This window comes from Pseudomonas sp. GW821-FHT02A08, assembly GCF_059422045.1.
Window position 1 is genome coordinate 39,136 of the sequence record NZ_JBWKWD010000030.1, and the last position, 20,973, is coordinate 60,108.

The 20,973-nt window shown below is 56.8% G+C and carries 21 protein-coding genes and 1 pseudogene; 9 read left to right on the forward strand and 13 right to left on the reverse strand.

The features are described from left to right. Positions 1-58: 58 nt before the first annotated feature. The 10 genes from AC07W4_RS20115 to AC07W4_RS20160 form a co-directional block, all read right to left on the reverse strand. On the reverse strand, positions 59-775 hold the full coding sequence (locus AC07W4_RS20115; RefSeq protein WP_495033686.1) for a L,D-transpeptidase family protein: 717 nt from the start codon (positions 773-775) through the stop codon (positions 59-61). Next, positions 772-1,530: a M15 family metallopeptidase gene (locus AC07W4_RS20120; RefSeq protein ID WP_495033687.1), complete on the reverse strand. Its 759-nt coding sequence runs from the start codon at positions 1,528-1,530 to the stop codon at positions 772-774. Before AC07W4_RS20120 ends, AC07W4_RS20115 begins: the two co-directional genes overlap by 4 nt. A gap of 33 nt (positions 1,531-1,563) precedes the next feature. Further along, complete coding sequence (gene lipA / locus AC07W4_RS20125; RefSeq protein ID WP_495033688.1) at positions 1,564-2,553, reverse strand: lipoyl synthase; 990 nt, start codon at positions 2,551-2,553, stop codon at positions 1,564-1,566. 188 nt (positions 2,554-2,741) lie between these two features. Next, positions 2,742-3,998, reverse strand: a complete 1,257-nt coding sequence (glyA, locus tag AC07W4_RS20130) for a serine hydroxymethyltransferase (RefSeq protein ID WP_495033689.1) — start codon at positions 3,996-3,998, stop codon at positions 2,742-2,744. A gap of 41 nt (positions 3,999-4,039) precedes the next feature. Next, positions 4,040-4,423 (reverse strand): glycine cleavage system protein GcvH, encoded by a 384-nt coding sequence (gcvH, locus tag AC07W4_RS20135; protein WP_008049323.1) that lies wholly within the window; start codon positions 4,421-4,423, stop codon positions 4,040-4,042. A gap of 394 nt (positions 4,424-4,817) precedes the next feature. Next, positions 4,818-6,326, reverse strand: a complete 1,509-nt coding sequence (gcsR, locus tag AC07W4_RS20140; RefSeq protein WP_008049322.1) for a transcriptional regulator GcsR — start codon at positions 6,324-6,326, stop codon at positions 4,818-4,820. A 68-nt stretch (positions 6,327-6,394) separates the two neighbouring features. Beyond that, positions 6,395-7,309 carry a LysR family transcriptional regulator gene (locus tag AC07W4_RS20145; protein ID WP_495033690.1) on the reverse strand — a complete coding sequence of 305 codons (915 nt, stop codon included), beginning with the start codon at positions 7,307-7,309 and terminating at the stop codon, positions 6,395-6,397. Between the two features lie 125 nt (positions 7,310-7,434). Next, on the reverse strand, positions 7,435-8,562 hold the full coding sequence (locus AC07W4_RS20150) for a tyrosine-type recombinase/integrase (protein WP_495033691.1): 1,128 nt from the start codon (positions 8,560-8,562) through the stop codon (positions 7,435-7,437). Next, positions 8,562-8,774 (reverse strand): hypothetical protein, encoded by a 213-nt coding sequence (locus AC07W4_RS20155; protein WP_495033692.1) that lies wholly within the window; start codon positions 8,772-8,774, stop codon positions 8,562-8,564. The genes AC07W4_RS20150 and AC07W4_RS20155 overlap by 1 nt, the downstream gene beginning before the upstream one ends. Positions 8,775-8,951: 177 nt before the next feature. Continuing rightward, on the reverse strand, positions 8,952-9,392 hold the full coding sequence (locus tag AC07W4_RS20160; RefSeq protein WP_495033693.1) for a macro domain-containing protein: 441 nt from the start codon (positions 9,390-9,392) through the stop codon (positions 8,952-8,954). Between the two features lie 195 nt (positions 9,393-9,587). Here AC07W4_RS20160 and AC07W4_RS20165 point away from each other — a divergent pair, with 195 nt between their 5' ends. The 3 genes from AC07W4_RS20165 to AC07W4_RS20175 all read left to right on the forward strand — a co-directional run bounded on the left by AC07W4_RS20165 (position 9,588) and on the right by AC07W4_RS20175 (position 11,558). Next, positions 9,588-10,358 carry a hypothetical protein gene (locus tag AC07W4_RS20165; RefSeq protein ID WP_495033694.1) on the forward strand — a complete coding sequence of 257 codons (771 nt, stop codon included), beginning with the start codon at positions 9,588-9,590 and terminating at the stop codon, positions 10,356-10,358. An 84-nt stretch (positions 10,359-10,442) separates the two neighbouring features. Then, a complete protein-coding gene (locus AC07W4_RS20170) occupies positions 10,443-10,733 on the forward strand; it encodes a hypothetical protein (RefSeq protein WP_495033695.1) in 291 nt (96 codons plus the stop codon). Positions 10,734-10,751: 18 nt separating this feature from the next. Then, positions 10,752-11,558 carry a hypothetical protein gene (locus AC07W4_RS20175; RefSeq protein WP_495033696.1) on the forward strand — a complete coding sequence of 269 codons (807 nt, stop codon included), beginning with the start codon at positions 10,752-10,754 and terminating at the stop codon, positions 11,556-11,558. A gap of 55 nt (positions 11,559-11,613) precedes the next feature. Here the strand turns inward: AC07W4_RS20175 and AC07W4_RS20180 are convergent, their stop codons facing one another. Together AC07W4_RS20180 and AC07W4_RS20185 are read right to left on the reverse strand one after the other, a co-directional pair. Further along, on the reverse strand, positions 11,614-11,886 hold the full coding sequence (locus AC07W4_RS20180; protein WP_495033697.1) for a hypothetical protein: 273 nt from the start codon (positions 11,884-11,886) through the stop codon (positions 11,614-11,616). A 421-nt stretch (positions 11,887-12,307) separates the two neighbouring features. Further along, a complete protein-coding gene (locus AC07W4_RS20185) occupies positions 12,308-12,571 on the reverse strand; it encodes a hypothetical protein (RefSeq protein WP_495033698.1) in 264 nt (87 codons plus the stop codon). A 212-nt stretch (positions 12,572-12,783) separates the two neighbouring features. Here AC07W4_RS20185 and AC07W4_RS20190 point away from each other — a divergent pair, with 212 nt between their 5' ends. Both AC07W4_RS20190 and AC07W4_RS20195 read left to right on the forward strand, forming a co-directional pair. Further along, the gene (locus AC07W4_RS20190) at positions 12,784-13,419 is read left to right on the forward strand and encodes a hypothetical protein (protein ID WP_495033699.1); all 636 of its coding nucleotides are present in this window, start codon (positions 12,784-12,786) and stop codon (positions 13,417-13,419) included. A gap of 517 nt (positions 13,420-13,936) precedes the next feature. Then, positions 13,937-14,362 carry a hypothetical protein gene (locus AC07W4_RS20195; protein WP_495033700.1) on the forward strand — a complete coding sequence of 142 codons (426 nt, stop codon included), beginning with the start codon at positions 13,937-13,939 and terminating at the stop codon, positions 14,360-14,362. A 38-nt stretch (positions 14,363-14,400) separates the two neighbouring features. On the opposite strand, the pseudogene AC07W4_RS20200 reads toward AC07W4_RS20195, so the two are convergent. Further along, a pseudogene (locus AC07W4_RS20200) lies at positions 14,401-14,682 on the reverse strand (LysR family transcriptional regulator); the annotation flags it as partial. 151 nt (positions 14,683-14,833) lie between these two features. On the opposite strand from AC07W4_RS20200, the gene speB reads away from it, so the two are divergent. The 4 genes from speB (at position 14,834) to betA (ending at position 20,952) form a co-directional block, all read left to right on the forward strand. Next, positions 14,834-15,835, forward strand: coding sequence for an agmatinase (gene speB, locus AC07W4_RS20205; RefSeq protein ID WP_008049320.1), 1,002 nt, complete (start codon positions 14,834-14,836; stop codon positions 15,833-15,835). A gap of 53 nt (positions 15,836-15,888) precedes the next feature. Beyond that, positions 15,889-17,397 carry an aldehyde dehydrogenase family protein gene (locus tag AC07W4_RS20210; protein WP_495033701.1) on the forward strand — a complete coding sequence of 503 codons (1,509 nt, stop codon included), beginning with the start codon at positions 15,889-15,891 and terminating at the stop codon, positions 17,395-17,397. A gap of 274 nt (positions 17,398-17,671) precedes the next feature. Next, positions 17,672-19,246, forward strand: coding sequence for a purine-cytosine permease family protein (locus AC07W4_RS20215; RefSeq protein WP_495033702.1), 1,575 nt, complete (start codon positions 17,672-17,674; stop codon positions 19,244-19,246). A 17-nt stretch (positions 19,247-19,263) separates the two neighbouring features. Continuing rightward, the gene (gene betA / locus AC07W4_RS20220) at positions 19,264-20,952 is read left to right on the forward strand and encodes a choline dehydrogenase (protein ID WP_495033724.1); all 1,689 of its coding nucleotides are present in this window, start codon (positions 19,264-19,266) and stop codon (positions 20,950-20,952) included. The last annotated feature ends 21 nt before the right edge of the window (positions 20,953-20,973 follow it).

The following is a 20,973-nucleotide window of genomic DNA, read 5'->3' on the forward strand; positions in this document are numbered from 1 at the left end:
CCCCAGCGGGACGGTGCGGCGATCCGACAAGCTCCCTCGCCACAGGGTCCGGCGTTGACTAGCGCTTTGGGAGTTTCCAACGCTCACGCAACTGCTCGTACTGCGCTTCGGGCAGTTGCACCAGCACCGGAGATTTGCCCGGGTCCAGCCAGTCGAACAGTCGCGCGATGTTCGCCGGGTCCATGGCCGTACAGCCACGGGTCGGTGCACTGGGGCCGCGCCAGATGTGGAAGAAAATGCACGAGCCGGCAGCGGGAGTTGCCGGGGTGTTGTGCTGGATGACGATGCCTTGGCGGTACAGCTCATCCGAGCGGCGCATCCGTTCGGAGCTGTTCCAGTCCTTTTCGACGACCGCTCCGTCGACCAGTTCGTTGTAACGCGTGGACTGGCTGTCATCCACGCATTCGATGGTCGGCATCAACGGGAGATAAGGCAGGCGGGTGTCGGCCGAAGGCTCGTAACCAAACGCCGTGCCCAGCTTGAACATTCCAGCCGGCGCCTTGCCGTCGCCTTCATGTTTGACCGGCCCTTCAGGTTGCCCGATATCGAGCAGTCCCTTGCCCCAACCCATGCCGTTCTTGCCGAGCACCACTGCAAAGGGCGCTTCGAGTTTGCGGAAGGTCTGCCCGTGTCGTTCATAGCGCTGGGCAGTGCCCTGGATGTCATCCCAGCCGTTACTGGTGACCACGATCAGTTGGTCGCTGCCGTCGAGTCCCTGGGCCATTGCGGCCAGCGGAAACAGCGCCACCAACAAGGTCTTGAGCAGAATGTTCATGGTGCAAGCGGCGTGATGGGGAAGTCCATGACGTCCGGCTTCGGCGGATTCCCGCTGTACGTGAAGTGCCACCACTCGGCCGAATAACCCACGAAGCCTTCCTTGGCCATGGCACTGGTCAGGCGCTGGCGATTGGCTTTGGCCGTGGCGTTGATCAGCGCCGAGTCGGTGTGCGCCCGCTCATCGAAGCAATCGAAACCGGTGCCCATATCGAGCGCGCCGTCGTGCCAGCGCTGGCCATAAGGGGCGGTGCAATCCACTGGGGTGGCAGAAGGTGTCCAGATGTCGGCGGGCAGGGCGTCGGGGCCGGTCAGGGTCAGGTCGACGGTGTTGCCCCGGGAATGATTGGACACGCGCGCCACATAACCCAGGCGCCAGAAGTCCTGCTTGTCGACCCGTGGATAGAACTCGGTCTTCAGCGGGTCGCCAGGTTCGGTGGCGAAGCGTCCCATGTCCGCCACCGCGCGGGTCGGGCGATAGCAGTCGAACACTTTCAAGCCGTAGCCTTCGGCTTTCAGTGAGCTTTGCACCCGGGCCAGGGCCTTCGCAGCGTCCTGCGACAGCAGGCACTGCGCCGCCTGGTAACCGTCGAGCGGGTGCCCGGTGAAATTGTGCGCGCCGGCATAGCGGATGTCCTGCTCGATGCCCGGGTCGACGCTGCGCACATACACCATGTGCCCGGGCTTCGACGCGTCGGCCATGCACGGCGTGGCAAGGCTCAGGCACAGCAACAGCAGACAGGGTGAACGAAACATCGGAAACGGCTCCATGCATGACCAGTCATTCCATCATGGCTTGAAACCGTCCGTACCTCCATGAAGTTGTTGATCGGCGTGATAGGACGAACGCACCAGCGGGCCGGACGCCACGTTCTTGAAGCCCATGCGCGTGCCTTCTTCGGCGAACCAGGCAAAGGTGTCCGGGTGCACGAAGCGCTGCACCGGCAAGTGGCTGCGCGAAGGTTGCAGGTATTGGCCGAGGGTCAGCATGTCGATGTCGTGCTCGCGCATGCGCTGCATGACCTCGATGACTTCCTCGTCGGTTTCGCCAAGGCCCAGCATCAGGCCGGATTTGGTCGGTACGTGGGGCACGGCGAGTTTGAACTTCTGCAGCAGGTCCAGCGACCACTCGAAGTCCGAACCGGGGCGCGCGGCCTTGTACAGGCGCGGTACGGTTTCCAGGTTGTGGTTGAACACATCCGGCGGCTCAGTGGCGGTGATCGCCAGGGCCACGTCCATGCGTCCGCGATAATCCGGCACCAGGGTTTCCAGTTGAATGCCGGGGGACAGCTTGCGGATTTCCCGCAGGCAATCGACGAAGTGTCGGGCACCGCCGTCGCGCAAATCGTCGCGGTCCACCGAGGTGATCACCACGTACTTCAGGCGCAGCTCGGCGATGGCCACGGCCAGGTTCATTGGCTCATTGGCATCCAGCGGCTTGGGCCGGCCATGGCCGACATCACAGAACGGGCAGCGACGGGTGCAGATGTCGCCCATGATCATGAAAGTCGCCGTACCGCCGGAAAAACACTCGCCGAGGTTCGGGCAGGACGCTTCTTCGCAGACGCTGTGCAGCTTGTGCTTGCGCAGCAGTTGCTTGATCCGGTCGACCTCCGGCGAGATCGGCATGCGCACGCGAATCCAGTCGGGTTTGCGCGGGAATTCATCCGTGGGAATGATCTTCACCGGAATCCGCGCAACTTTGTCCGCGCCGCGCAGTTTGGTGCCGATTTCTATTTTCATCGGGCCTGCACCAGTCGGTTCCACAATAGTGCTCATGTACTTTGTCCTTTTGAGCAAAGGGAAAACGCACAACCTGTAGCAGCTGGCGCAGCCTGCGTCCGGCTGCGAAGCAGTCGTAAAACCGGAATTCGCGGTGAATCAGACAAACCACGTCACCCGAATTTACGACTGCTGCGCAGCCGGACGCAGGCTGCGCCAGCGGCTACAGGTTGTGCGGTGGAGGGTCAGTCGCGGTAGACCGGGAAGTCCGCACACAGGGCCGCTGCTTGCCGGGCGACATTGGCTTCGATATCGGCATCGCCCAGGTGATCGAGGATGTCGCAGATCCACCCGGCCAAGGCGATGCTCTGCGCTTCCTTGAAGCCACGGCTGGTGATCGCCGGGGTTCCGATGCGCAGGCCCGAAGTCACGAACGGCGATTGCGGATCGTTGGGCACGGCGTTCTTGTTCACGGTGATGCCGGCACGGCCGAGGGCGGCGTCGGCGTCCTTGCCGGTCAGGCCCTGGCGGATCAGGCTGACCAGGAACAGGTGGTTGTCGGTACCGCCGGACACCACGTCATAACCGCGCTCGATAAACACCTGCGCCATGGCCTGGGCGTTGCGGATCACCTGCGCCTGATAGGTCTTGAATGCCGGCTCCAGCGCTTCCTTGAAGCACACCGCCTTGGCGGCGATCACGTGCATCAGCGGGCCACCCTGGCCACCGGGGAACACCGCGGCATTGAGCTTCTTCTCCAGCTCCGGATTGGCCTTGGCCAGAATCAGACCGCCACGGGGGCCGCGCAGGGTCTTGTGCGTGGTGGTGGTGACCACGTCGGCGTAGGGCAGCGGGTTCGGGTACAGACCGGTGGCCACCAGGCCGGCGACGTGGGCCATGTCGACGAAGAAGTAGGCGCCGACCTTGTCGGCGATCTGCCGGAAGCGCGGGAAGTCCAGGGTCTTCGAATAAGCCGAGAACCCGGCGATGATCATTTTCGGCTTGTGCTCGACCGCCAGGCGCTCGACTTCGTCGTAGTCGATCAGGCCCGTGGATGTGTCGATGCCGTACTGTACGGCGTTGTACAGTTTGCCGGAAAAGCTCACCTTGGCGCCGTGGGTCAGGTGACCGCCGTGGGCCAGGCTCATGCCGAGCACGGTGTCGCCCGCTTGCAGCAACGCCAGATAAACCGCGGCGTTGGCCTGGCTGCCGGAGTGGGGCTGGACGTTGGCGTAGTCGGCGCCGAACAGCTGTTTGGCGCGGTCGATGGCCAGTTGCTCGACTACATCGACGTGCTCGCAGCCGCCGTAGTAACGCTTGCCCGGATACCCTTCGGCGTACTTGTTGGTCAGGCCGCTGCCTTGTGCCTCCATCACCCGCTGGCTGGTGTAGTTTTCCGAGGCAATCAGTTCGATGTGGTGTTCCTGCCGCGCATCCTCGGCGTTCATCGCCGCCAGCAGTTCGTCGTCGTAGCCTTTGATCTGGTCGTGCTTGCTGAACATGGTGTGGTCCTTTTGCGGATTCGGGAAATGCCTTGGGGGCTTCAAGCGTCGGCGTGTTCTGCGGTCAGGCGTTCGTAGGCGTCTTGATCCAGTAGATCTCCTAGCGCCTCGACATCGACCGGTTTGAAGCGAAAGAACCAGCCTTCGCCCAATGGGTCTTCGTTGACCAGTTCCGGGGTGCTCTCCAGCGTCGCGTTGATCTCGACCACTTCACCGTCCAGCGGCATGCCGATACTGCTGGCGGCCTTCACCGACTCCAGCACCGACACTTCAGCGCCTGCATCGAAGGCGCCCAGTTCAGGCACCTGAACGAACACCACATCCCCCAGCGCCTGCTGGGCAAACGCCGTGATGCCGACGGTGACCAGGCCATTGCTCTCAAGGCGCAACCATTCGTGATCGACGGTAAAACGCAATTGGCTCATCTCAACTCCTTATTGTTTTAAGGCTCGTGGCGGGGCGACGAGCGGGGTTGGAGGAGTGATAGCAAGGGCGGTGCCAAGGTTTCTTAGTTGTTTTAAATCAATGGCTTGAGGTGATTTTTTAAGGCGCGGAAGGTTTCAATTGTATTGAAATCAATACAGGTCAACCGGGCGTTGGACGCGGACGCCGTGATTGCGGCGCGAAGGGTTTTGTCTTGATTTCGCTACGCTGTATCGATTTGCAGACGGGGAGCCAGGTAACAACACTGATCCCCTGTGGGAGCGGGCTTGCTCGCGAATGCAGTGTGTCATTCACCATTGATGTCACCTGACACGACGCCTTCGCGAGCAAGTCGGATCGCCGCACCGCCGCTCCCACATTTTGCCGGCGTGAGGCTTACGGTTTGTTGGGAATGCCGTATTTGCGTAGGCGAATCGCGATGGCGCTATGGGACGTCTGCAACCGCGCCGCCAGCAACCGGCTGGACGGATAGCTGCGATAAAGCTGCTCCAGCAGGTTCTTCTCAAAGTCGCCAACCGCCTCTTCCAGGCTGCCCACTTCACCGTCGTTTTGCCGCTCGACGGCGGTGCGGGCGATGTCGAGGTCGTCGATGTCCACCAGCGGATTCTCGCAGATCGCCGCCGCGCGAAAGATCACGTTTTGCAGTTGCCGCACGTTGCCCGGCCAGCGGTTGCCGAGCAGGGCGCTGAAGGTGCTCGGTGCCAAACGACACGGCGGTCGCTGGATCTGCGCACAGGCCTGTTGCATGAAGTGATTGGCCATCAGCAGGATGTCGTGCCCGCGCTCGCGCAGCGGCGGCACTTGCAGGTTGAGCACGTTGAGGCGGTAGAACAGGTCTTCGCGAAAACGCCCTTCGGCGACCATTTTCTCCAGGTCGCGGTGGGTCGCGCTGAGCACCCGCACATTGACCCGGACCTCTTTGTCGCCACCGACCCGACGGAAGCAGCCATCGCTCAAAAAACGCAGCAACTTGGCTTGCAGATAGGGCGACATTTCCCCCACTTCATCGAGGAACACCGTGCCCTGATCGGCCAGTTCCAGCAGGCCGAGCTTGCCGCCCCGTTGCGCGCCGGTGAAGGCGCCGGGGGCGTAGCCGAACAGCTCGCTTTCGGCCAGGCTCTCCGGCAGTGCCGCGCAGTTCAGGGCCAGAAACGGCGCGTCATGCCGTGGGCTGATGGCATGGCAGGCGCGGGCTACCAGTTCCTTGCCGGTGCCGGTTTCACCCTGGATCAGCAGCGGCGCATCCAATGCTGCGACCCGTTGCGCGCGAGCCTTGAGCGCGCGGATCGGCGGCGATTCGCCAAGCAGCGCATCGAAGCCTTCGGCATGGTCATGGTGTAGCGCCGACAGACGTTCACCAATGCGATTGGGTTGATACAGGGTGAGCAGGGCGCCGGCGTCGGTGATCGGCATCGCGTCGAGCAGCAAGGTCTGGCCGCCGAGGCTGACCTCGTGCATCGGCAGACGGAAATGCTGAGCGATCAGGGTGCGTTGCAAATCGGCATCGTCGAACAGGGCGGTCAGCGATTCACCGGCCGGTTCGCGGCCGCACAGGGCGATCAGCGCCGGGTTGGCCAGCAGCACATGGCCGCGATCATCCACCGCCAGCACCGGGTCGGAACTAGCTGCCAGCAACGCGTCCAGTTGCAGGCGCCGGCGTTGCCCCGGGAGGATGTCGACCATGGTCACCGCTTGCACGCCGCGCACATCGAAAAGCGCTTCGCGCAGTTCTTCGAGCACCTCGGCGCCGAGGGTCGGGGCGTCGATGTAGACGTTCGGCGGCACCATCTCCACGGCGTCGAGGTTGAAACTGCGACCACCGAGCAGGGCCAGCACCTCCTGGGTGATGCCGACGCGGTCGATGAAGGTGACGTGGATGCGCATGACGGGCCTGCAAGGTTGGCGAACCGAATCAGTATGCCCGGCAAAATTTGAATTTGGCGAGTGTCACATCACGGCTGGCCGGTTTTACGGGCGCTGGCGGCCAGGTCCTCGAGGAACGCCTGGAGGATCGGTGGCGGTGCCGTGCCGCGTCGGGTGATCACGTCGAACGGCGATTTCAGGCGCAGGCTCGCGGGTGCCAGTTGATGCATCTCACCGCTCTTGACCCACTGGGCGGCGAAGTGCTCAGGCAGAAAACCCAGGTAGGCGCCGGAAATGATCAGGATCGCCGTGGCTTCGATGTTGTCCACGGTGGCGGCCGCCTTGCTCACGCCCAAGTGTTCGAGGTCGTATTGCTGCATGTAGCCACGCACGACGATCCGCCCGGCAGCGACTTCTTCGAGCAGCTCCTCACCTTCAGCCTGGCTGCCAAACAGCGGGTGGCGCCGCCCGCAATACAAACCCAGGGCTTCCTGGTACAGCGGCGATTGCAGCAGCCCCGGCACATGGATCGGGAAGTGCCCGATGGCGAGATGAAGTCGGCCGTCGAGCACCCGTTCTTCGAGCTCCGCCGGGGTGCCGACGTACACGTTCAGGTGCACATCATGCCCACGCGAAACAAAGCGTTGGGTGGTGCGGGGAATCGGCGAGTCGGGGTCGGTGATCGTGGTGTCTATGATCCCCAGGTTGAGTTTGCCGCTGATGTGCTGCTTGAGCACGTCGGCGTCCATGCAGAAGTTCTCGACCGCGGACAATAATCGCTGTGTAGCCTCGTGAATTGCGACACCTTGTTCGGTCAGTCGAAAACCGCTTCGACCTCGTTGACAAAGCTTCACTCCAAGACGGGTTTCGAGGTGCGTCATCTGCTCGCTGATTGTCGACTGGCCCGCGTTTAATGCGGCCTGCGCGGCAGAAAAGCCACCGCAACGGACAATTGTGGCGAACACTCTGAGCAACTTTAAATCGACATCGTGTAGCTGGATCACATGGAAACTCCCGCCTGAAATTGCATCAGAAACGCCGACATGGAACCAGAAAATGCAGGCCTGATTCCACATCAGTCGTGTACCCCGTGCGCAACAGATGCGCAACAGATGCGCAAAAGGATTGCTTAAAATTTCCCGGAAATCTCACTGATATCTAGGTCTGGATTTGCTTCTGACCAGATGATTTCGTCGTGGTCTTTCTGGTAGTTTTTGGTCATCCCTGATGAGGCGTGACCAGCGATCTTTTGACCATCCTTGCCAGCCTTCTTGTACAGGTGAAGGGAGAACGCTCGTATCTCATGGAAGCCCGGTAACTCGGCATCAGACCAGTCAGCATAACAACCTGCCTCCGTCCTAGCCGCTTGGAACGCCATAGAGAGAAATTGGCCTTCAACCTGGGTCCAGTGGTCCTTGGTTTGAGCCTGCTTCTTCGTCATGCGCGTTGGCATGCGATGGATCAAATATGGGGAAACGATGGCGTCCCTACATCTGCTGATAACGGCCTTCAATTCCGGCGTTACCACGAAGCGTATCCAAGCAGTGTCAGTAGTCTTTGATGTCTTTCCCTGAACTACGTACAGGTAGCCATCCTTAACAGAATCAAACTTCATATCGAGGATGTCATTGCGGCGCTGTGCGGTAATCAACGCAATGTCGATAGCGTTCTGAAGCCACACCGGTGACACAGCCCGTATAGCCCTCAACCCTTCGGCTGTGTGGCGCTTACGCTGCTTCTTCTCGATACGCTTAATCACAACCGTTGCTGGATTGTCAGGGCATAGGCCCTTTGACGCAGCGTGATTGAAGATATCAACCAAGATGTTTCTGCACTGGTTCGATGAACGAGGGGGCAGGGAGTCTAGAAGTTCGGCCACCATTCTGATGGTAATCTCATCAACACGCTTGCCTGTAAAAGCCTTGCGATAGCGTCGGAAGTGAACCCGATACATACACAGTGTGGCTTTGGCCAACCCCCTTGGCGGCAATAGCACATCCTCGTAAAGAGTAAGGAATGCGTCAAAGGTTTCGGATTCTTCGGGACTCTTAGCCATTACATTGCTAACAAGGTCTGCACCATGCATAAACGTAAGGTTTAGTTGCATAGCGGCGTCAATAGCCTTCAACCGATCCTTGCCGAACTGAAACCACTTGCCATCTGTGGGGCGTCGGTATCGGTAAGATAACCTACGCTTATCAAAGTACAGGTTCTGCGGTAACCCTTTGTTGATCTTTAAGCGTGGTCTGTTGGACATTACGCTGCTCCTTTAAGCACCATAGATACCAAATCATTTCCTGCGGCTTTTACGTATACACTCCAATCTACATACCAAAGCTTGCCGATTTGCTCGCCGGGTATGCGACCATTTTTAAGTTGATTGCGTATCGCTTGGCTGCACGGTGGAGTACCGTTAACACCCCAGCGGCGCTTTGCAAATTCGCTGATTTTGATCAGTTCGCGCTTCATAGTACTCAGAATACCTAACTTGAGGCCCAGATTAACAATAGGCGCTCTTTAGTAACCTAATCCATTTAAGGGTGTTGAGTTGATCAATAAGTTACTAAAGAGCAAGCTTTTCGCTTTTAAGGAAATCCGAGCTAATTTAACTGATGTACACAGAAGGGGGTAGCACCGTTATTTCTGCTAAATGGTTACATCAAAACCAATAAGCTCTTCATCGATGATTGTGCGCACTACATTCCAATCGCCACCGGCGTTATTGCAACCTAGCTTAGACAGACCTATGCGGCACTTGGCTTGCTTGGGTTGAAGCTTGACTGCCATCAGCTTTAAAGCACTGCGCAATGCATCATAGTCAGTCTGACATTTTTCACGACCAAACTTGAACTGACCATATAGGTTGAACACAATTCCATCGCCAATAACTGCATAAGAGAACGTACCTAGTTTACGGATGTTCCCTCGCAGCGTTTTGCAATCAGCTTGGTATGCTTCAGGTAACCTCTGCTTAATCTGAAGTGCAATCCCAGCACCCATAGTGTTGAAGCAGTTCGCTTGGTGACCTAGTACATTCACCTTGCCAGACAAAAATGCTTCTACAAGATCACCTTTAACTACGTTCATACATTACTCCGGGTCGCTTTTGATCTTCGGAAATCCGAGCTAAAACACCTGATGTACATGATGTTTGCCGCGCGCCAAAACCTTGCACATCTTGTACCTAGACGGCCAACTAATCCGCACTTACCATGCTCCGCTCTTGACTTTACCGAATCCGAGCTAATCTGGCTGATTAACTCCGCGCACATGGAATTGAACGTGAAAAAGTACTTTGCATTGTCACTGCTGATGGTATCCCTTGTAGGGTGTGCGAGTAACATTGTGTACACAGGTGATCTTGGAAAAGAGGAAACGTACAAGGAGAAAATCCTCTATGCAAAACACCCTCTCTCAGATAAATACGTGCCTGTACAAACAGGGTTTCGTATTGAAGATGAAGTTATATCAAAAAACAGGCAGTACGTAGCCTACATCGTCACGCCATATGAAGGTAGTAGGCCTGGCCTTCAGTTTCAAGACTTAACAAAGAGGCGGCATGAGCTAATCTGCGAGCTGGAAGATGAGAATATTAACTTGAGTCTAAACGACAGCAAGTTGCTCATCGGGTATAATGGTAAAGTTTACCCAGTCGAACTCTCATCTTTTGGAAGCCTTGATGAACCCCTTCCGTTTTGTGTAATGAGTCCAATGTTCAGGAAGGAGCTTCAAGAGAGGGAGCTTGCAGAAGCCGAGCAGAAGCGCAAGGAAGACTTTCTTAACTCACCTGAAGGCATGGTGCAGCGACAGGAGCAGGAGGCTCAAAAGGCTAAAGCAGTAGCAGAGTCAAAAGAAATAGAGGATGTGTGCAGGAACGTAGCACAACAGGTGGCAGACCAAGAAGTCCTGTTAGTCAGAAATCTCTTGCGGTGGTTTAAGCCCCAAGAAAACTTCTACACTTGTCAGGTTATGTTTTCAACCGGGGGCAGAGTATTCATGGCCGCAGTGAACTATAACGCTGTAACTGGGAAGTGGGCCATGAGTCCGATGTAGTTGAAGCGCGTGTGTTGTGAGTGGCTGGAAGACCGGCCTACCGCGCCCACTCTTAACCCTATGGAATTAGGATGATCATAATTTATGAAGAAGCTAGTGCTGATGGTATCCTTGCTTGCATCTATGAGTGCAATTGCGGATGAAACAAAAGGCATCTACGATTTTTGCGTAAATATCATGCCTGAAATGGCACGCACATCTGGCTTACAAAATATTACCCTGTTCCCCGATGGTTATAGATCTTCGAGTATCGAGGGAGAGCTTCACGTGTACTGCAAATATAATGCTGCACCAGTAGTTCCTGGCCCTAATTCAACAATCATATTTGCTGCTGTTAATGTAGAGACTGGAAAAATATCCTTTGAAGTGATCTAAGGAGATTATACGTCGTGCTTGGAGATAGTCCTGAAAAAGTTTATAGCATTACTGGCGCTACTCACTCCGCTCACCGTGACGGCTGCTGTTTGCGACACTACAGAGTTAAACAATATAAATCAAAAGTTTGTCCTTGCTGCCCCTGCATGTATCGCAAGTGGTAGCTATACGAGTGATGAGTGCGCAAGTGTCAGGCAAGTACCCGACGAATTTGCCTTGGCTTCAGCTAACTTGACTAAGAGTGGGTGCTATGGCGGTACTTACAACGAAGCCCCGCTTACGTCTGAATATAACAAGCTCATAACTGCACTTCCTGGGCATCCACCAATTGCCGCAACGGTAGATAATAGCTATGATGATGATATATGCGAAAGTCAAATACCTTTTATTCAGAAGCAACAGCCACTAAAATACATGAGGTTGGTTCGTAACGGTAATAAAGATAAATCCAAGCCATCTGTAACGTGCATGTATAAGGCTAACACCCTCAAGCATGGAGTGCTTGTTGATGTAAATGTTAAAGTGGTATTTGAGAAGTCTGATCTTACCTATGCCGCCACATGGTCACAGATTCCTAAAGCGGCTGTGAGTAAGGGTAGTTATGAAAGCGGTGTACGCATTTGCAACAATTTAATATCAGACATCACCAGCAAATACAACGTATCAAACTTGACGTTCATGCCTAGCGGCAACCCACATGTGTCGGATATGTTGGTGTCATGTAATTATAGGGCTACTATTCAAGAGTTGAATTTTGATCGGCCGGGAATGGTGGTAGTCCTGTTTAATAAAAATAACAAAAGATATACCACCCAAATCCGTTAATTTTTATAGGAGAGCGCAGCACCAATGCTCTCTCCAAATTCTAGGGCGAACACCCTTAATTATAGATGCCCAGGAACTCACGTTTTTCAACGGTCCTGTGAGTAATTTTGCGTGGCTTACGATTGTTCCGCCGGATTTGCTCTCGGCTCAATTTATCGTCTGCCATGCCAATGTAGGTATCTACCACGGCTGTTGCTTTGCCGCTATTGATGAGCTTGGCACGCGCTAGTCGCTTGTCAATCTTCTTTATATTGGCAACAACCGCCGTGATGTCGAATTCTTCAAGCTTCACATTCGCCAGATTAATGTTGTTTACTGCTACTGTCATTCGAACTCGCTATGGATTTAAATGTGGTGAGTTGGGAAGGTTTCTTCCAAGAGGTGTCGCGGATTACGATGCCTTTGTATTTCAAGTGAATAATCCCGAACGCTTTAAGCGCTGACAGGATTCTGTCGACAAGCATTGGAATCATCCCGCAAGACTCAAGCCAGGCTTTAAGCTCAACATCCGTCTCAAAGGTATCAACGAAGTCTCTTTCTTTGACTTCGTATCAATCTTTCCGCAGGTTCTCAAGTACCACGCCAATAAGCTTACTAGGCAGTGACCTGTACACTTCTATGGCCATGCACATCACTTCACCACTATTGCTATGCTAGCCGTAACTACAGCAGACAATGGGAAAAGCAGTACGGTGTAGATGCAAGCTCGAAAGAACTTAGGGTCGTTGAAGAAATAATATCGGTTCCTGTTAAAGCCTCATGAAGAAATTGAAACTGCCCACCAAGCACTGAGTCCACATCGCGGAAAGTGTCGGGCTAATGTTAATGGCGAATACATACAGCACAAAGATCAATGCATAGATAAAGAGGTTTGTCTCTAAGTCCTGCTTCAATACTTCGCGGAATACAAGCTCATCTAACGCTGATTTGTCATGCGAGTAACTGCAACCCCAATCAATCATCTTCTGATGGATCAGGTAGGCAATCACCAGAAGCAGAAATGCGCTAAACATAAATCTGTCCTTCCTGTTAACGGATGGGGAGAGTGTGTATTGGTAGTTCGATACCTTTGTTGAAAGTATCTGGCTGCCAACCGTGGCTGGACTGAGAATGGAACTGCCAGTTACAAACACCATCGACAGCCTCACGCTTAAGGAAGTAGGTTTCTCCCATCAGCTTTTGGATGTGAGTGGCGCCTTCCGCTACATATAAATGGGATGCTGAAGTGCATGACAGTCTCGAAGCGGATGACTTGATGTGCATTTACCAGGACTCCAAAGGTGGTACAGCAATCATTCCAACTATCGACAAAGATATGATGCAGTACCGCGGACATCATTACCGATGGGAAACTGTTCGCGCTGGTGAGAAATTCACTCATGTGACTGGCAACGGTGGTTTGGAGCTAATCAGGAAAGTCAACCCCACTTCACTCAAAGTTACGAAAGCCGTGAAAGGCAATGGTCCTTTGTTTTTGTGCTGGCAGTTACTTGTTGGCGACCCAGCAGATGGAATCTTAGGCTGTGGCGTTCGCGTCACGAAAATTCGCAAGAGTGGTAAGAATGCTGGGGACGAATACGAAACTCGTGTTGGTGTTGGCGCTGTCGAAGCCTACGAGCACTTGGCCCCTTGCCAGGATTATGCAGCTGGGATGCAGGTTGTGCGTAATGAATACCGGAAAGAGTTTGGTGATTCGTGGGAGGAAGAACTTCTTAAGCAAGGGCGTTGCTTGTATATGGTGACAAGGTTTGTGGGTGATTACCTGCAACTGTGGCATCACGATACTTCCCGCTTCAGTGAGTCGGTGTTTGATCCTGCTACAAAGACCTTCGTTACACCACCAGCCGCAATGGTTGCGTAGTTGTATGGCGACCTCAAGACCGAAGCTCAATTTAATAACTGGCTGATGTCTGCCCTCCGAAGATTGTGGTCCAAACATCCTGTCAAATTGACAATGATTCAAGGCAGACGATTCCTGGCGCCATCCACCAAGTCGAGAAGAATGGTGTTCAACATTAAGTGCGAACACTGCAAGAAAAACTTCTTTTTGGATGATGTGGAGGTTAACCATAAGAAAACTGTCGGCAAATTATCGCGGGAAACTGCTGGGGGGTTGTTGATAACCTGTTCTTTGTAACAGTTGATGATTTAGAAGTGTTATGTAGGCCCTGTCACTCCATTGTCACTCTTTCCGAGCGGCAAGGACTTTCGTTAGAGGATGCAAATATTGAAAAGAAGGTCATCGCCTTTATCAAGAATAGTGCAGTAATCCAGAAGGAGAAGTTGCGCAAGGTTGGATTTCAGCCGGGAGCCACTGTGGGTATTAGGCGTAACCAAGCTAGAGAGTATGTCGCCAGCAAAATCAAGGGAGTAACCTGATGTCGAAAATGAAGCAGCTTGAGGATGGCACAAGCTTTACTAAAGCCACGTATTACGAAGGCGAAACACTAAAGAAAGTCTATCGCAAGGTGGATGGTGTTCCTGTAATGCGTAACGCTTCCAATGATCCTGTTAGCCGCGCTGGCAAGCCCCTGTTCAACGTAGGGTACCTCAACTTTAAAGATGCTGAAGTCTACACCAAAGATTGGAACACTTTCGTTTCTATTGTTCGCTCTCAGTCTTATCAACTCGTAACTCAAGACATGATCTATGAATTGAACGACGGCGAGATTGATTCACGTCTGCTGATGGAGTTTGTTGATATCAACGACTACCAAGAAATTGGTCGTCGCCTGGAAGCCTCGGTTTACCGTTTGCATAACACGCTTAAATTGCCATGCTTTGCAGCTTCATTTTTGGTATAAATCTATTATAAAACAATAGGTTACTCTCGTAGAAAGTTGTGCTGTTTGAGTACGTCGGCATCCATGCAGAAATTTTCCACCGCCGACAGCAGGCGCTGGGTGGCCTCATGAATCGCCACCCCTTGTTCGGTCAGACGGAAGCCGCTGCGACCACGCTGGCAGAGTTTGACCCCGAGGCGGGTTTCCAGGTGGGTCATCTGTTCACTGATGGTCGACTGCCCGGCATTGAGCGCCGCCTGCGCGGCCGAGAAGCCGCCGCAGCGGACAATCGTGGCAAACACCCTGAGCAGTTTCAGGTCGACATCGTGCAGCTGGATCATCTTGGACCTCCGGCCTGTGGACGCATCGGGAATGCCGATATGAGTATCTGATGTTTAGCATTTTTTCCACGAAAACCTGCGCCCATAGTCTCTCCAACGGCGGTCGCCTTGCAGTCCGCCAGGCCGATAACAAGAAGTGGAGAGGCTAGAAATGTCGAACAACGGTTATGAATCCGGTCGCCTGAACCTGCCATTCGTGGGTCATTGCACCTTTGGCAAATCCCCGGTGTGCACCGATTGGGATGCACTGGATGCCGACGTCGCGGTGCTCGGCGTGCCCAACGACATGGGCACCCAGTGGCGCTCCGGCGCACGCTTCGGACCCCGCGGGATTCGTGAAGCATCGACGCTGTTTTCCTTCGGCCACGCCGGCGCCTACGATCATGAAGATGACGTGATGTACCTCACCGCATCGGATGTGCGCATGGTCGACGTCGGTGATGCCGACATCGTCCACACCGACATGGCCACCAGCAACAAGAACACCGAATACGCCGTGCGCAAGATTCTCGATGCCGGCGTGATGCCGGTGGTACTCGGCGGCGACCACTCGGTGCACGCTCCGGTGATCAAGGCCTTCGAAGGCCGCGGCCCGATCCACATCATCCACTTCGATGCGCACCTGGATTTCGTCGACGAGCGCCACGGTGTGCGCTACGGCCACGGCAACCCGTTGCGCCGCGCTTCGGAAATGAACCACATTGTCGGCATGACCCAGATGGGCATCCGCAACGTATCGTCGTCCAACCGCGACGACTACGAAGCGGCCCATGAAGCCGGCTCGAAAATCCTCTCGGTGCGTGACGTGCGTCGCCTTGGTGTAGAGGGCGTGCTGGCGCTGATCCCGCAGAACATCAACTACTACATCACCATCGACATCGACGGTTTCGACCCGTCCATCGCCCCCGGTACCGGCACCCCGAGCCACGGCGGCTTCCTCTACTACGAAGTGCTGGAAATCATCCAGGCCCTGGCCAAGCGCAGCAAAGGCAACATCGTCGGCATGGACCTGGTGGAAGTGGCGCCGGTGTACGACCCGACCGGCATGACTTCGATCCTCGCCGCGCAACTGCTGCTCAACAGCATCGGTTTCATCTTCCACGAGCGCGGCAAGGTACGTGCGGCCGCCGAGAGCGAAACCACTCCAGCCTGATATCGAAACCACAAAACCCGGCAGGACCTGACTGCCGGGCAGAGAGAATAAAAATGGACACGATCGTCAAGAGTTACCTGCAGAAATTCGGCGTCAGCGAAGCCACCCAGACCTTCCTCGGCAAGGTCCAGAAAATGTTCATCGGCGGCGCCTGGGTCGAAGCCAGCGACGGCCAGACTTCCGATGTGATCGAACCCTCGACCGAAGGCCTGATCACCCGCATTCCCATGGGCACCACCGATGACCTGGACCGCGCCGTGCAAGCTGCCCGCGCGCAGTTCGATGGCGGCGCCTGGCGTCAGGCCAAACCGGCCGAACGCGAGCGCATGATGCAGCGCCTGGCCGACCTGATCGAACAGAACGCTGCCGAACTGGCGGAAATCGAATCCATCGACATGGGCAAATCGGTTGCCTTCGCCAAGGACGTGGACATCCAGGGCACTGTCGATACCCTGCGTTACTTCGCCGGCTGGGCCACCAAGCTGCACGGCCGTACCGTCGAACCTTCGTTGCCGGGCAACTACCTGGCCTATACCCGCAAGGAAGCGGTGGGCGTAGTCGGCGCCATCGTGCCGTGGAACTTCCCGCTGCAAACCATGGCCTGGAAGCTCGGCGCGGCCCTGGCGACCGGTTGCACAGTGGTAGTCAAACCTGCCGAGCTGACCTCGTTGTCGGCCCTGCGTTTCGCTGAACTGGTGCAGGAAGCGGGCATTCCCGACGGCGTGATCAACATCGTCACCGGGCGCGGCAGCGTGGTCGGTGCGGCCATGGCCACCCACCCCGGCATCGACAAACTGACCTTCACCGGCTCGACCCCGGTCGGCCAGACTGTCGGCCGTGCAGCGCTGGATGACATGAAGCGCCTGACCCTCGAACTCGGTGGTAAATCACCGGTCATCGTCTGCGCCGACGCCGACATCCCGGCCGCCGCCCAGGCGGTCGCCAACGGCGTGTTTTTCAACTCCGGGCAGGTATGCGACGCCGGTACACGGGCCTATATTCATAGCAGCGTCTACGACGAATTCCTGCGCGAGCTGATCGCCTACACACGCACCCTGAAAATGGCCCCGGGCCTGGACCCGGACTGCTTCATCGGCCCGCTGGTTTCGGCCCTGCAAAAGCAGCGTGTGACCGAGTACATCGAAACCGGCAAGGCCGAAGGTGCCGAACTGGTCTATGGCGGCCAACCGGTCGATGGCCCTGGCTTCTTCGTCGAACCGACCATCTTCGCCCATTGCCGCAACGACATGCGCATTGTCCAGGAAGAGATCTTCGGGCCGGTGCTGGTCACCGCACCCTTCGACGATGAAGAAGAGGCCCTGGCCCTGGCCAACGACTCGCCTTACGGCCTGGCGGCGGCACTGTATTCCAACGACCTGGGCAAGGTGCACAGCCTGATTCCGCGCCTCAAGGCCGGTTCGGTCTACGTCAACGCCCACGGCACCCTCGATCCGTCGATGCCGTTCGGTGGCTACAAGCAGTCCGGGTTCGGCAAGGACCTGGGCGCCGAGCAGCTCGATTACCTGCTCGAAACCAAGGCGGTCTGGATCACGCTGCCTTGAGCCACGGCTGAACGTTTCACCGCAACCTGTAGCAGCTGGCGTAGCCTGCGTTCGACTGCACAGCAGTCGTAAAACCAGAGGGTCGCGCAGTGTCAGGTAAACCATGCGATCCAGGTTTACGACTGCTGCGCAGCCGAACGCCGCCTCCGGCGGCTGCTACAAAGTGCGCGGTGGCGCTCACGCTCCAAAGGGAACGGCAAGGAGGCACCCGGGTGTCGTTCACCCAAAAGAATGCAGTTACTCAGTCATGATCTTCCAACAATAAGAGTCCATCATGAACACTAACGCCAAGTCCGCCACGAGCGTGTCCAGCCTCGACGAAAAATCCGTTGTCGAGGGGCATTCGATTGACTTCATACCCGAGAACGAGCGCACCGACAAACTGTCGAGCCAGGGCCCGTTCTGGTTCCTCGGCAACTTCACGTTCTTCACCATGACCATCGGCTTCGTCGGCCCGAGCGTCGGCCTGACCGCGCTCTGGACCACCCTGGCCGGCACGCTGGGCATCATGTTCGGCACGCTGTTCATGGCGTTTCACGGCTCGCAAGGCCCGCACCTGGGCCTGCCGCAGATGATCCAGTCCCGTGCGCAGTTCGGTTATCGCGGGGTGATCCTGGTGCTGCTGGCGACGCTGTTCGTGTTCGCCGGCTTCAACATCGTCAACCTGGTGCTGATGATGCAGGGGCTGCACACGCTGTTCGGGTTCAACCCCGCGGTGATCGCGGTGGCGGTGACCATACCGGCGGCGGTGCTGGCGATCCTCGGCCATGACTGGATGCACCGCAGCTTCAAATGGGCGTTGTTCCTGTCGTTGCCGCTGTATGGCCTGGTGACCGTGGCGGTGCTGATGGGCTGGGTGCCGGATGCGGTGCTGCCGGCACTCGCGGAAGGCGAAGTGGCCCGTGAACCGCTGGGTTTCAACTGGACCGGTTTCATCGCGCAGTTTGCGGCGGCGGCCAGCTACAACATCGCCTACGCGCCTTATGTGTCCGACTACTCGCGCTACCTGCCGAAAAACACCTCCAGCGGCAAATTGATCGCCGTGGTGTTCCTCGGGGCTTCGTTGTCCGGTGCGTGGATGATTTCCGTGGGTGGCTGGCTGGCCGATCACCTGCATTCCACTGATGTGCTGGTGGCCCTGGGGCAAGTCGGCAACACCGTATCGCCACTGATGGGCACGGCGGTGGTGGTGGTCACTATCCTGGCGTTCCTGCCGGTGATCGCGATGAACATCTACAGCGCCAAGCTGACCACGCTGACCTGCGTCGACTCGATCAAACACATCGAACCCACCCGCAAGGCACGCATCCTCGCCATCGGCTTCGTGATCCTGCTGCAACTGGGCGTGGCCCTGAGCATCCAGAGTTCGGGCAAAGGCCTGTCGGTGCTGGGGATCTACCTGGTGGTGATGCTGTACTTCCTGGTGCCCTGGACCTCGGTCAACCTCACCGACTACTTCTTCGTGCGCAAGGGCCGCTACGCCATCCCGCACTTCTTCATGCCCCACGGCAACATCTATGGCAGCTGGGGACTGCGCGGTATCGCCGCCTATGCCATCGGTTTTATCTCGATGATCCCGTTCTTCTACATCTTCGATGGTGTTGAACAGCGCGAGGTGTATGTCGGCCCGCTCGCCAAGGCGCTGGGCAGCATCGACATCGCCTGGCTGGTCGGGCTGATCGTCTCGGGCCTGGCCTACTACTGGCTGAGCCGCTCGATTGATCTGAAACGCGAAGAAACGGTGATCCAGCAGATCGAGAAAAATTCCCCGCAATACACCACCGGCGACACGCTGACCCACAAACAGCAGCCACCGCGGGTATTCACTGAATCGACGGTCGGGAGATAACTATGACCACGCAAAGAATGACCACGCAAAAATACGACTACATCATCATTGGCGCAGGCTCGGCGGGTTGTGTGTTGGCCAACCGCCTGAGCGAAGACCCGGCCACCTCGGTGCTGGTCCTGGAATTCGGCGGCAGTGACAAGAGCGTAGTGATCCAGATGCCCAGTGCCTTCTCGATCCCGATGAACACCAAGAAGTACAACTGGCGCTACGAGACCGAGCCGGAGACTTTCCTCAACGGCCGGCGCATTCACTGCCCACGGGGCAAGGTGCTGGGCGGTTCGTCGTCGATCAACGGCCTGGTGTACATCCGTGGCCATGCGCTGGATTTCGACGAGTGGGAATCCCTCGGTGCCGAAGGCTGGGGCTATCGCAACTGCCTGCCGTACTTCAAGCGCGCCGAAAGCTACGAGTCGGGTGGTGACAACTATCGCGGGCAAACCGGGCCGCTGCACACCACCAACGGCAACCACATGAAAAACCCGCTGTACGGGGCCTGGGTCGAAGCCGGTGCGCAGGCGGGCTACATCAAGACCGAAGACTGCAACGGCTACATGCAGGAAGGTTTCGGCGCCATGCACATGACCGTGAAGAACGGCGTGCGCTGCTCCACGGCCAACGCCTATCTGCGCCCGGCCATGGGCCGTCCGAACCTGACGGTGGTCACCCATGCGATGACCCGCCAGATCATTCTTGAAGGCAAGCGTGCGGTGGGGGTCATGTATGACCACGGTGGCCAGACCCACCAGGTGTATTGCAACCGTGAAGTGCTGATCTCGTCGGGGCCGATCGGCTCGCCGCACCTGCTGCAACGCTCCGGCATCGGCCCGGCGGACGTCCTGCGCAAGGCCGGGATCGGCGTACGCCATGACCTGCCGGGAGTAGGGGAGAACCTGCAGGATCACGCCGAGGTGTACATCCAGTTCGGCTGCAAGGAACCGGTGACCCTCAACAGCAAGATGGACCCGCTGAGCAAGCTGATGATCGGTCTGCGCTGGCTGCTGTTCAAGGACGGCCTGGGCGCCACCAACCACTTCGAGGCCGGCGGTTTCATTCGCTCCGAGAAGGGCCTGCGCTGGCCGGACATCCAGTTCCACTTCCTGCCGGCAGCGATGCGCTACGACGGCAACAAACCGATCAAGGGCCACGGCTTCATGGTGCTCACCGGTCCCAACAAACCGAAAAGCCGCGGTTACGTGCGCGTGCGCTCGGCCGATCCGTACGAGCATCCGGAAATCCGCTTCAACTACCTGGAGCGGGAAGAGGACCGCGAAGGCTTCCGCCGCTGCATTCGCCTGACCCGCGAGATCATCGGCCAGAAAGCCATGGACCGCTTCCGCGACGGCGAAATCGCCCCGGGCGCGCAGGTGACCAGCGATGAAGACCTCGATGCCTTCGTGCGCGACAACCTGGAAAGCACCTACCATCCCTGCGGTTCATGCCGCATGGGCGAGGACGACATGGCGGTGGTCGACTCCGAATTGCGCGTGCGCGGCATCGCCGGTCTGCGGGTGATCGATTCGTCGGTGTTCCCGACCGAGCCGAACGGCAACCTCAATGCGCCGACCATCATGCTGGCTGAGCGGGCATCCGATCTGGTGCGTGGCGTGCAGATGCTGCCGTCAGCGGATGTGCCGGTGGGGTTGGTGGAGGGCTGGGAGAGCAGCCAGCGAACCTCCTTGCCGGGGCGTAACGTGCGGGTTTGACCACAATCGGCAATCTAATGT